General features: G+C 68.9%; 9 protein-coding genes. 3 read left to right on the top strand and 6 right to left on the bottom strand.

Features of this window, described 5'->3' with window-relative positions; genetic code table 11:
- Positions 1-2 precede the first annotated feature (2 nt).
- Positions 3-3476: a carboxylic acid reductase gene (gene car / locus ACL03I_RS11770; RefSeq protein ID WP_412806036.1), complete on the bottom strand. Its 3474-nt coding sequence runs from the start codon at positions 3474-3476 to the stop codon at positions 3-5.
- A gap of 255 nt (positions 3477-3731) precedes the next feature.
- Between car and ACL03I_RS11765 the strand changes: the two genes are divergently transcribed.
- The 3 genes from ACL03I_RS11765 (at position 3732) to ACL03I_RS11755 (ending at position 7767) form a co-directional block, all read left to right on the top strand.
- A complete protein-coding gene (locus ACL03I_RS11765; protein ID WP_355075059.1) occupies positions 3732-5177 on the top strand; it encodes an MFS transporter in 1446 nt (481 codons plus the stop codon).
- Positions 5178-5348: 171 nt separating this feature from the next.
- On the top strand, positions 5349-6383 hold the full coding sequence (locus tag ACL03I_RS11760) for an LLM class flavin-dependent oxidoreductase (RefSeq protein ID WP_412805889.1): 1035 nt from the start codon (positions 5349-5351) through the stop codon (positions 6381-6383).
- A gap of 19 nt (positions 6384-6402) precedes the next feature.
- Positions 6403-7767, top strand: a complete 1365-nt coding sequence (locus ACL03I_RS11755) for an NtaA/DmoA family FMN-dependent monooxygenase (RefSeq protein ID WP_355075055.1) — start codon at positions 6403-6405, stop codon at positions 7765-7767.
- Positions 7768-7984: 217 nt separating this feature from the next.
- Here the strand turns inward: ACL03I_RS11755 and ACL03I_RS11750 are convergent, their stop codons facing one another.
- The 5 genes from ACL03I_RS11750 to ACL03I_RS11730 form a co-directional block, all read right to left on the bottom strand.
- Positions 7985-8470 carry a glutathione peroxidase gene (locus ACL03I_RS11750; RefSeq protein ID WP_412805888.1) on the bottom strand — a complete coding sequence of 162 codons (486 nt, stop codon included), beginning with the start codon at positions 8468-8470 and terminating at the stop codon, positions 7985-7987.
- Between the two features lie 95 nt (positions 8471-8565).
- The gene (locus ACL03I_RS11745; protein ID WP_412805887.1) at positions 8566-10158 is read right to left on the bottom strand and encodes a succinic semialdehyde dehydrogenase; all 1593 of its coding nucleotides are present in this window, start codon (positions 10156-10158) and stop codon (positions 8566-8568) included.
- Positions 10159-10297: 139 nt separating this feature from the next.
- Complete coding sequence (locus ACL03I_RS11740; protein ID WP_355075050.1) at positions 10298-10495, bottom strand: ferredoxin; 198 nt, start codon at positions 10493-10495, stop codon at positions 10298-10300.
- A gap of 9 nt (positions 10496-10504) precedes the next feature.
- Positions 10505-11311, bottom strand: a complete 807-nt coding sequence (locus tag ACL03I_RS11735) for an SDR family oxidoreductase (RefSeq protein WP_412805886.1) — start codon at positions 11309-11311, stop codon at positions 10505-10507.
- Positions 11311-11739 (bottom strand): cytochrome P450 (locus ACL03I_RS11730; RefSeq protein WP_412805885.1); only part of this gene is annotated, 429 nt, incomplete at its 5' end. The genes ACL03I_RS11730 and ACL03I_RS11735, both read right to left, overlap by 1 nt.

Here is an 11739-nt window from a genome sequence, read left to right as displayed (position 1 = left end):
TCCTACAGCAAGCCCTGCACGCCCAGGTCGGTGACGTATTTCTCGATCAGCTCCCGGGAGATCTGCGGAATATCCTGATCGGCGCCGATTTTCACGGCTCGGACGGCAGCACGGAATTTGTCCGCGGGCAATGCCGAGCCACGAACGGCCGGGGCCGGTCGTCGATAGGCGTGCAACAACGGCAGCACGGAGGCCTGGCGCTGAGCTTCCGGTAACGCCCGCAGGGAGGTCTCGAATCGGGTGACCCACTCGTCGTAATCGGCGATCCGCTCGATGCGATGGCCCGCCTCGATCAGCCAGTCGACGAACTCGTCGAGCGAGCGGCCGTCGTCGTGCGGGTTGAGCACGTCGAAACTGTGGAAACCCGTCCCCGCCGTCGCGCCGAGGATGGTGATCGCCTCGGCGGTGAAATCGGCGGGCAAGCCGTCGTAGTGGGCGCGCGAGCGTTGACCGTTCGCGTCGGTGCGGTAGAAGGAGAACGGCGCGATCCCCGTGACGAGCAGGCTCAGCAGTAGCCGGGTGAAGATGTCGGGCACGTTGAGCTGACCGGTGTAACGCCGGTCGGCGAGGATCATGTCCGACCGGAACACCGCCACCGGAAGCCCGCACAGGTCGTTGGCCTCGCGCAGCAGCACCTCGCCTGCCCACTTGCTGTTGCCGTAGCCGTTGGCGTAACTGTCGTCCACCGCGCGCACCGCGCTGAGCTCGCGGACGTCGCCGTCCTCGGCGAAGACGGCCGAGTCGATCTGCGTGGCCACGGCGACCGTGGACAGATAGGTGAACGGCTTGAGCCGCGTGGTCAGGGCGAGACGGATCAACTCGGCGGTGCCGACCACGTTGGGACCGAACAGTTGCCGATACGGCAGCACGTGGTTGACCAGCGCGGCGGGATGCACGATCACGTCGACCTGTTCGGCCAGCCGTTGCCAGGTCCGATCGTCGAGCCCCAGGTTCGGATCACCGATGTCGCCGGGGATCACCTCCAGATGCGCGGCGGCCAGATCCTGGAATTCCTGGACCAGGCCGGGGTCTCCGGTGTCGAAGGCGCTGTCGAGTCGCTTGCGCGCCGCGGCGGCGTCGGAACCCCGGACCAGGCAGACCAGCGTGCCTCCGCTGTCGTGCATCCGTCGCAGCCATTCCAGGCACAGGAAACGGCCGAGGTAGCCGTTCGCGCCGGTCAGCAGCACCGTGCGCACGGTTGCGGAGGGGCGCGCCAGATTCGGCGCCTCGGCGAGGGTGCGGGCGTCGAGGAACTTGTCGAGGGTCAGATCGGCGGCGCGGACCTGCGACCCGGCGCCGTGCACCGAGGCGTAGGTGGCGCCCCGCGTCCCCGAGGCGCGCTCGGCCGCGATGTAAGCCGCCACCTGGCGCAGACCGTTGGCCGGGCTGATCACCACCGACACCGGCACCTCGACCTCGAAGATCTCGTGCAGCAGGTTCGACAGCGACAGCGCCGAGAGCGAATCGCCGCCGAGGTCGCCGAAGTGCGCGTCGGGGCGCAGATCGGCGTCCGCGCAGCCCAGTACGGCCTTCGCCGCGCGGCTCACCGTCTCCAGCACGGGCAGGTGATCCGCGGTGCGGCGCAGGTCGAGCAGTTCGTTCGCCTGCCCGGCGGCCTGCTCGGCGTAGAGTGCTTGCAAGCGCGGCTCGTAGTGCTCTTTGAGCTTGGGCCGCAACAGCTTCCCGATGCCGCTCAGCAACCCGTCGGCGGTGGTGAACGGTTCCGGCTCGATCAGGAACTCGCGCGGGATCTCGTAGGACTGCAGCTCGGCGTCCTTGGCCAGCTGTCGCAGCGAGTCGCTCAGCGCCGTCTTCATCTTCTCGGGATCGCCCCAGGCCAGCACGTCCTCGGTGGGCACGATCACGGCGAGCAGATAGGCGCGTTCACTGCTGCCGTACACGAAGATCTGCCGGATCAGCGGACTGGTCGCGTAGACCGACTCCAGGCGCGAGACCGCGACGAATTCGCCCTGGGAGAGTTTCAGCACGTTGTTGCGCCGATCGACGTAGACCAGGTGATCCGGGCCGAGTTCGGCGACGATGTCGCCGGTTTTGTAGAAGCCGTCGGAGTCGAAGACCTCGGCCGTGACCTCGGGCCGCTTGTAGTACCCGGAGATCAGGGTGCTGCTCTTCAACAGCAGCTCGCCGCGCGGATGCGGCTTGTCGGTCCGGAAGTAGCCCAGCTCGGGGACGTCGACGAGTTTGTAGTCCAGTACCGGCGGCCGCTGCACCCGTTCGTCGATGACGACCACGCCGCCCGCCTCGGTGGATCCGTAGCCGTCGTGCAACTCCAGATCGAGCACCGACTCGACGAACGATTTCATCTCCGCCGACACCGGGGCGCTCCCGCAGATCGCCATGACCAGCCGTCCACCCAGGAAGTGTTCGCGCAGTTCGGTTTTCACCTCCGCTTCCAGCGCGACGCGGTCCACACCGGGTCCGTAGCGCCGGTCCACCTCGCTCTGGTAGCGCTGGAAGACCATGTCGCACACGCGCGGAACGAAGAACAGCTCGGTCGGCCGGGCCAGCGCGATGTCGTCGAACAGCGTCGACATATCGCTCTCGGCCGCGAAGTACGCGGTGCCGCCGCGCGCCAGCACGCCGGTCAGCGACCCGCGACCGGCCACATGGCTCATCGGCATGTAGTTGAAGTTGATCGCGGCGACGTCGGGCCGGTTCACCCATCCCCTGGCGACCAGCCGCTGACTGTACATCGCGCCTTTCGGGGTTCCGGTACTGCCCGAGGTGTAGATCAGCAGCGCCAGCGGGTCCTCGCCGGGCTCGGCGACGAACAGCGGCGCCGGCGGCAGCGTCCGGCCGCGCGCCAGCACCTCGTCGAGCGATTCGACGCGCACCGCGCTGCCCGCGTCGGCCAGCCGCGCGCGGGCCGCGTCGAACGCCGCCCGCTGGTCGTCGTCTTCCGGGTGGTAGTCGAAGACGACCAGCCGTTGTGGCCCGGACTCCGACAGCGCGCACGTCACCGCGGTGTCGAGCAGTTCCGGTGTCGCCGCCAGCGCCAGCGGCTCGGTCTCCGCCACGATCGCGGTGAGCTGGGCGACCGGGGCGCTGGATTGCATGGGTACCGCGACCAGGCCGAGGTGGATGCAGGCCAGGTCGAGCGTGGTGTAGTCACTGCTGGTGAAGCCCAGGATGCCCACGAAGTCGCCTGCCCGCAGCGGTGTGTCCGCGTCACCGTGCCATGCGGCGGCGACCGCGCGCACGCGCTCCCACAGCTCGCCGTAGGTGATGGTGTCGAACCGCGGCAGCAGCGTCAGCGTGGTGCGTCCGGTCTCGTCGGTGCGCAGCTCGGTCGCGCGCTGGGCGACGGCGGGCCGGTCGGCGTAGCCGACCATCACCGTCTCGACGATCTGAGCGAGCCCCGCTCCGGGGTCGCGAATCTTCTCGGCGACGTCCGCACGCGGTGTGGCGTTGCGGATGTCGTCGTATTCGGCATATAGCCGGGTGATGCGGCGCATGAGCCGCTCCCCGCGTGTTTCGGGTGCCACGACGACCTCCTTCGGTCCTTGAACGCGCCTTCCTAAACACGTTAGCTCGACTAAGTACTTTGGTCAGGCAATAGCCGCCGCGCACGTCTGTGACACTGGACACGGCGCCGGGAAGGTCCGGAAACTACTCGGTATTGCGTTGTGCCGCACACTCAGCCTGGTGCTGTCGGTACCAGTGTTATCGGGCTCCTGTTACCGGTGCCCGCCGCACCGCATGCTCGATGCATGACACAGACCATATCGCCGGGGCCCGCGGCGACGACGGCCGCCGCGGCCGCGGCCGCACCGGCCGTGCTGGGAGCGCGGCGTTCGCTTGCCCTCCTCGCCGTCATTCTCACCGGGCAGTTCATGGCGGTGCTCGATGCCTCCATCGTCAACGTCGCCATTCCCTCCATCCGCAATTCCCTGCACACCAGCGGCGCGGCGCTGCAACTGATCGTCGCCGGGTACGTCATCGCCTACGCCGTCCTGCTGGTCACCGGGGCGCGCCTCGGCGACCGATTCACCCAGCGCCGCGCGTTCATCGCCGGACTCGCGCTGTTCACCCTCTCCTCGCTGGCCTGCGGTCTGGCCTGGAACGAGGCATCGCTGATCGTCTTCCGGTTCGCCCAGGGCGTCGGCGCGGCGGCCATGGTGCCGCAGATCATGACGCTCATCCAGCGCACCTTCACCGGCGATGCCCGCGCGCGGGCGCTGAGCGTCTACTCGGCCATCATCTCCGGCGGCATGGTCGCCGGACAGGTCCTCGGCGGGCTGATCGTCAACGCCGATCTCTTCGGCAGCAGCTGGCGCGGCGTGTTCCTGGTGAACGTGCCGATCGGCCTCGTATTGCTCGCGGCGGCGCCGCGCATCCTGCCGTCCTCGGCCCAGCGGCTCGAGCGCAAGCTCGATCTGCCGGGACTGGCCACGCTCACCGCGTCGGTGCTGATGCTGGTGTTGCCGCTCGTCCTGGGGCGGGAGCTGGATTGGCCGTTGTGGTCGTGGATCGCCCTGACCGCCAGCGTGCTCGGCTTCGCTTCGTTCGTGGCGATCGAGCGGGTCGTCGCCACCCGTGGCGGCGAGCCCCTGTTCGCGCGGGCGGTACTCACCGCGCCCGGCCTCGTGCCCGCCGCGGTCGCGCTGTTCGTGACCATGGCGACCTTCGGCGGCTGGATGTTCGTCATGGCGATCCACCTACAGAGCACGCTGGGCTACAGCGCGCTGCACGCGGGTCTGCTGTTCGTCCCCCTCGGCGTGACCTTCGCCGTCGCCAGCCTGAACTGGGAACGCGTCCCGGCCCGGTTCCATCCGGTGATGATCCCGCTCGGCCTGGTCGTCGGGGCGGTGAGCATGGTCGCCCTCGGCGTGCTGCTACGTGACGGCGGCGAGGTCGGACCGCTCGCGCTGACCCTGCTCGGCCTGTGCGGCGCGGGCAACGGTATCGCCTTCAGTCCGCTCATGACCCGCACGCTGGCCAAGGTCCCGATGAGCCTGGCGGCCGACGCGAGCGGCATCCTGGTGACCAACGTGCAACTCGGCGTGGTGGTCGGGATCGCCGGTTTCGGGTCGCTGTTCCTCGGCCTCGCGGGCAGCACGGTGCGCAGTGCGGCGCATGCGCTCGGCGGCACCGCGATCGCCGAGGGCGTCACGGTCCTGCTGGCGGCCGCTTTCGCGGCTCGTGCGGCACGGTAGCCGACCCTCCGTTCGACAACCTTCGAATCATCGCGACGCAAACCATCGCGATCGGCCGCCCCTTGCGCGCATGCTCGCAAGGGGTGCGCCGCCGGTGGCCCGAGCCGCATCGTGCCCGGCTCGGGCCACCGATCGTCGCGTCATCGTTCGCGGGATGAAAGAAGGTGCGGGATGGGCGTTTTCGCGCTCGGTGTAGAACTCGACGGAGAGGGGTTCCGCCCCGAGGCGTGGCGGCGGGCGGCACACGCGCCGGACCGTCTGCTCACCGCGGATACCGTGCACAGGCGGGTGGCCGCCGCCGAGAACGCCGGGTTCACCCTGGCCACGTTCGCCGACTCGATCCTGCCGGGGCAGGAGATTCCCGGTCGCATCGACGCGGTGACGCGGGCGTCCTTCGTCGCGGCGACGACCAGCACGATCGGTCTGGTTCCTACCGTCGCCACCACCTACGCCGAACCGTTCCACACGGCATCGCAGGTGGCGTCGCTGGACTACGCCTCGCGGGGACGGGCCGGATGGATCGCCGAGCGCGTCGACGATCCGCGCGCCGCCGCCACCTGGGGACGTCGACCGGTGTCGGAAGACGCCGATCTGGCCCGCGAGCAACGGGATTCGATCGAGGTGGCCCGTCGCCTGTGGGACTCGTGGGAAGACGACGCGGTGATCCGCGACTACGCCAGCGGCCGATTCCTGGACCGGAACAAGCTGCATTACATCGACTTCCAGGGCGAGACCTTCTCGGTGAAGGGACCCGCGATCGTGCCGCGGCCGCCACAGGGTCAGCCCGTGGTGTTCGGCACCGAAGGCGAGGTCGATGTCCGGCTCGTCGCCGCCGATTCCGTCGCGGCGGCCGTGGCGGCGGACTCCGACGGGGCCGCACTCGCGTTCGCCGAAGTCGAAGTGACCTTGGACGTTCCGGGCACGCGCGCAGCACAGCGATTCGGCGAATCCTCCGGTTCGCCGGGCCGCCTGGCGTTCTCCGGATCGGCCGGGGAATTGACCGATCTGCTGACCGAACTCAGCGCGCACCTGGACGGTGTGCGGCTGCACCTCGCCGTGATCGACGAGGATCTGCCCGTGCTCGCGCGCGAGGTCGTCCCCGCGCTGTTGCGCACCGGCGTCGCGCACCGCCCGATCCCCGGTTCGACCTTGCGCGCCAACCTCGGCCTGAACCGCCCCGCCAACCGCTACGCGACCACCCGCTGATCGTCAGGAGATCGTTTCCGTGACCGACTTCCCGCGTCCCGACGCCCAGGTCCATTTCGGCGTCTTCTTCCAGGGCGTGAACCACACCACCATCTGGTCCGACCCGTCCAGCGGCTCGCAGATCGACTTCGAAACCTTCCGCCGGGTCGCGCAGACCGCCGAGCGCGGCTTGTTCGACGCGTTCTTCCTCGGTGAGGGCCTGCGCCTGCGCGAGCAGGACGGCGCGATCCTGGAGCTGGACATCGCGGGCCGCCCCGACGCGATCACCCAGCTCGCCGCGCTGGCGGGCGTCACCCGCCACATCGGCCTGGTGGCCACCCAGAACACCACCTACAACGAGCCCGCCGACCTGGCGCGCAAACTCGGCGGCCTGGACCTGCTGTCCGGTGGCCGGGCGGGCTGGAACGCGGTCACCACGGACAACGCCTGGACCGGCGCGAACTTCCGGCGCGGCGGGTTCCTGGACCACGCGCTGCGTTACGAGCGCGCCGGGGAGTTCGTCGCCACGGTGCGGGCGATCTGGGACGCCTGGGACGACGGCGCGATCGCGACCTCGCAGCAGAGCCCGTCGTGGGCGCGTGCCGAGGCGATCCATCCGGTGGTGCGGACCGGCCCGCACTTCGACGTGACGATCACCCCCACGCTGCCGCGCAGCGCGCAAGGGCATCCGGTGATCTTCCAGGCGGGTGATTCACCCACCGGCCGCGATTTCGCCGCTGCGCACGCCGATGTCATCTTCTCCAGGCACGGAACGCATTTCGACGACGCGCTGGCCTTCGCGAACGACATCCGTACACGCCTGCGCGCGGCGGGCCGCCCCGAGGACGACATCCGGATCCTGCCCGGCACGCAGATCATCCTCGCGGAGAAGGAATCCGAGGTCGAGGAGAAAGTGCGCTGGGTGAAGAGCGGCCAGTACACCGGCCAGACCGCGCTGTCGCTGGCCGGCCAGATCTGGGGCCGCGACCTGTCCGGCCTCGACCCCGACGGTCCCCTGCCCGCGGACGATCCGCAGCCCCGCCCGATCTCGGAGACCCGAGGCGCACCGCGTTCCGGACAGGACCCGATCGCCATCGCCCGCGAATGGCGGGCCAGGGCAGAGGCGGAAAACCTCTCCCTGCGCGAAGTCGTGATCGCCTCCACCGAACGTTCCGGCTTCGCGGGCACCCCCACCCAGGTCGCGGACGAACTGGCCCGCTGGGTCCGCCACGGCGCGACCGACGGCTTCAACATCTCCCCTTACCTGGTCCCGACCGGCCTCGACGAAATCGTGAACTGGCTCGTTCCCGAACTCCAAGACCGCGGCGTCTACCGCACGGAATACACCGGAACCACCCTCCGCGCCCACCTCGGCCTACGCGAACCCCTCACCCGCCGCTCCTGATCGCACGACAGCCGAGCCGCCGCCCAACTTGTGCGACGGCTCGGCAACCACTCCGCACGCCTGTGCCCGGAGGCCGCGCGACCGATCGGGCCCGAAGTTGTCGAGTGGCACGCCATCGAGAGGTCTACTCGCGATTCGCCGCAGCGATGCGCCATTCGTGAGTGGATACGACCGGAGCCGCCGTCCCGGGTGACGGCGGCTCCGGGTTCGCGTCCGGTCAGAGTACGGATTCGATGGCGGCGATCAGTTCCGGGGCGTCGGGAGTCGTCCGGGGGCGGAAGCGGCCCGCTACCTTGCCGTCGCGGTCGATGAGGAACTTCTCGAAGTTCCATTGGATGTCGCCGGCGTTGCCTTCGGCGTCGGGGGTGTCGGCCAGGGTCTGGTAGAGGGGGTGGCGCTGGTCGCCGTTGACGTCGGTCTTCTCCAGCAAGGGGAAGTCGACGCCGTAGGTGGTGGAACAGAACTGCTGGATCTCCTCCGCCGTGCCGGGCTCCTGCCCCATGAACTGGTTGCACGGCACGCCGACCACGCTGAAACCGCGCGGGCCGTAGGACTCGTGCAGTTCGACCAGGCCGGAGTACTGCGGTGTCAGCCCGCATTTCGAGGCCACGTTCACCAGCAGCACGGCGCGGTCGCCGACCAAGTCGGCCAAGGTCGTCGACTCGCCGGACAGCGTGCGTAGCGGGACTTCTCGAAGGCTCATAGGTATCCGTTCTCGATTCCGTAGATCCACCCCGACGGCCACGCTACCGGATCACCGGGTTTCCGACCGCCGCGGGCGCATCGGCCTACGAGCTTTCAGCGCAACCTGGTCCGGCGCATCAGCCGCAGTGACATCAAGGTCATCTTCAGCTGCTTGTCGTAAGGCTGACCGGCCCGCGCGGCGAGCACCTGCTTCTTGAGCACGCCGACGTTCACCGTATCGGTGTACTTCAACAGGCCCTGGTCACCGTGCCTGGTGCCGACTCCGGACTGCTTCACTCCACCCGACGGCGTGCCTTTGGCGGCGTAGGTCGCGACGAAGCCGTCGTTGATGTTGATGTTGCCCGCTTGCAGCTGTGCGGCGATCCGCTCGCCGTGTGCCGCATCCCGGGTCCACACGCTGGCGTTGAGACCGTAGTCGGTCGCGTTGGCCAGGCGCACCGCTTCCTGCTCGTCGTCGAACGGGTACACGGTGACGACCGGGCCGAAGGTCTCCAGCGTCGCGTGGGTCATCTCGGGTGTCACGCCGGTCAGCACGGTGGCCTCGTAGAAAGCGGGACCGACATCCGGGCGCGCTTGCCCGCCGACGCGCACGGTGGCGCCTTTGGCCCGAGCGTCGTCGACGTGCGCGGCGACCCGTTCCAGATGCTGCGGGGAGACCAGCGAACCGAACTCCGGCGTGTAGTCGTAGGCCCCGCCGATCTTTCCGTTCAATTCCGCCGCCGCGGCCACCAACCGGCGCAGGAATTCCTCGTGGAGGGACCGGTGCACGTAGATCCGTTCGATGTGCATGCACGCCTGCCCCGAGTTGGCGAACGCGGCGAACACCGCGCCGGGAACCACCTCGTCCAGGTTCGCGTCGGCGAGCACGATCATCGGGTTCTTGCCGCCCAGTTCCAGGCTGCATCCGATGAGGTTGCGACCGGCCTGCTCGCCGACGATCCGGCCGGTGGCGGTCGAGCCGGTGAACATGACGAAGTCGACGTTGTCGATCAGGGTCGGCCCGATGTCGGGCCCTTCACCGCACACCACCTGGACCAGGCCGCGGGGCAGCCCGGCGCGGTGCAGCAGTTCGACGCCGAAGAGCACGCACAGCGCGGTCTTGTTGTCCGGCTTCAGGACCACGCCGTTGCCTGCCATCAGCGCGGGCATGGCGTCGGACAGGGCGATGGCGAAGGGGAAGTTCCACGGCGCGATCACGGCGACGAGACCTTTGGGCCGGTGCTGCTCGATCGAGGAGGTGATCAGCGGCATCGCGCCGCCGCGCCGCTTCGGCCGCAGCACCCGGCGCGCGGTCTTGAGGTAATGGCTGATCACCATGGGCACGTCGCAGGATTCCTCGACGGCCATGCGACGGGTCTTGCCGCACCCGATCTGGATGAGGTCGGCGATGGTCTCCACCTCGCCGAGGATCAGTTCGTGCAGCCGCTCGAACACCCGAAGCCGCTGACGCAGCGGCAGTGCGGCCCACTCCGTCTGCGCCGCCCGGGCGGCGGCGCACGCCGTCAGCACGTCCTGCGGGGACGACTGCGGAAGCGCACCGACCGGCGCGCCGGTGTAGACCTCGGTCATCTCATATGGCGCCGCACCACCGTCGGCGGCGACCAGGCCGGTCAACCGGGCGAGCAGTTCCCCGGTGATCCTGGCGGGCAAGGTGCTCTCGGCCTTGTCGGTGTGTGCTGTGCTCATCGGATCTTCTCCATGACGTCGGGCATCGCCGCAGGTGCCGGGCCGGACCGCGCGACTGAATTAGAACACGTTCCGATTTTGGATTCATCGTATTCGCCCGGCCGCGCCCTGCCTACCTGCCGCGAGGGACGAATTCCGCTCATTCGTCCGTGGCGATCGACAGCGCTTGGGTCGGGCAGTATCGGACCGCGCGCTGTACGTCGTCGCGGGCCCGCGGGTCCGCGGCGGCGTCGAGGATCTCGACTTTGCCGCGTTTGGGGACGTGGAACGCCTCCGGCGCCTCGTCCTGGCACACGGCATGCCCCTGACACAGATCGAGATCGGCGAGCACTCGCATCGTGACTCCTTACTGTTCGTTCGGTCCCGCGTCGTCCGGGAGGGGACGTATCGGCGCCTCGGGTTGCACTTCGACCAGCACCAAGTGCGAGCCGCGCGGGGTGAATACCACCGCGACCACCGCGGCGGCCAAGTCGCTCGCGCGCAACATGTACGGATGCCTGGCGAACCCCCACGCTTTCCAGTCCTCCAGCACCGGGCCGACGATCTCGGGCGTGGAGTCCATGCCCATGCCGGTCAAGGTCGGTCCGGGGCGCACCTGGGACAGGCGGACGCCGCTACCCTCGAGCTCCATACGCATCTGTGCGGCCATCGCTTCCAGTCCCGCCTTGGCCGCGCTGTAGGCGCCTGTGCGCGGACGCGGCTCGGAGGCGCAATCCGAACTGATCAATACGATGTCGCCGCGCTGCCTGCGCAGCATGCCGGGCAGCACCCGGTGCACGAGACGCTGCGCGCCGACCAGATGGACCTGCACCTGGCGCACGAATCGTTCCGGATCCATCGCGTACGCCTGCCCGAACTCGATGTCGCCCGCACTGGAGACCAGGATCTCGGTAGGGCCGAGCGCTTCTTCGGCGGCACGCACGAATTCCGCCACCGAATCCGGCTCGGTGACGTCCAACCGATGGGCGAACGCCGCACCGCCGTCGGCCCGGATCTTGTCCGCCAGTTCGGCGCACTGCTCGACGCGACGCGCGCCGAGCGCGACCGGGTGGCCGAGTTCGGCCAGGGCGACGGCGGTGGCCGCGCCGATCCCGGAGGAGGCGCCGGCGACGAGCGCGGGCCTGCGCTCCGGATGGGGTGCGAATCTTGGCATTATCGGGTCTCCACGGTGATGGGTAGGTGCGCGAAGCCACGCACATTGGACGAATGAACCCGGGCGATCCCGGATTCGAGGACGTCGTAGGACCGCACACGCGACGCGAACTCCGTCAGCGCCACCGTCGCTTCCACACGCGCCAAGTGCGCCCCCAAGCAGAAATGCACACCCGCCCCGAAACTCACCAGCCCGGACCGATCGGCACGATCGATACGGAAACTGTCACCGTCCTCGAACACCGCCGCATCCCGGTTGGCCGAACCGATCAGCAACAACACCTTCGCCCCCGCCGGAACCACGCCCCCGTGATACGCGAGGTCCTCGGTCGCGGTACGAGCGATCATTTGACTCGAGGTGTCATAACGCAGGGTCTCCTCCACCCAGTCGGAGACCAGATTGGGATCGGCGACGACCTTCGCGTACTG

The sequence above is a fragment of the Nocardia sichangensis genome (genome assembly GCF_047200615.1).
Classification (GTDB): Bacteria; Actinomycetota; Actinomycetes; order Mycobacteriales; family Mycobacteriaceae; genus Nocardia; species Nocardia sichangensis.
The sequence above is the reverse complement of the archived record's forward strand: the minus strand, read 5'-3'. Positions and strand labels throughout refer to the sequence as shown.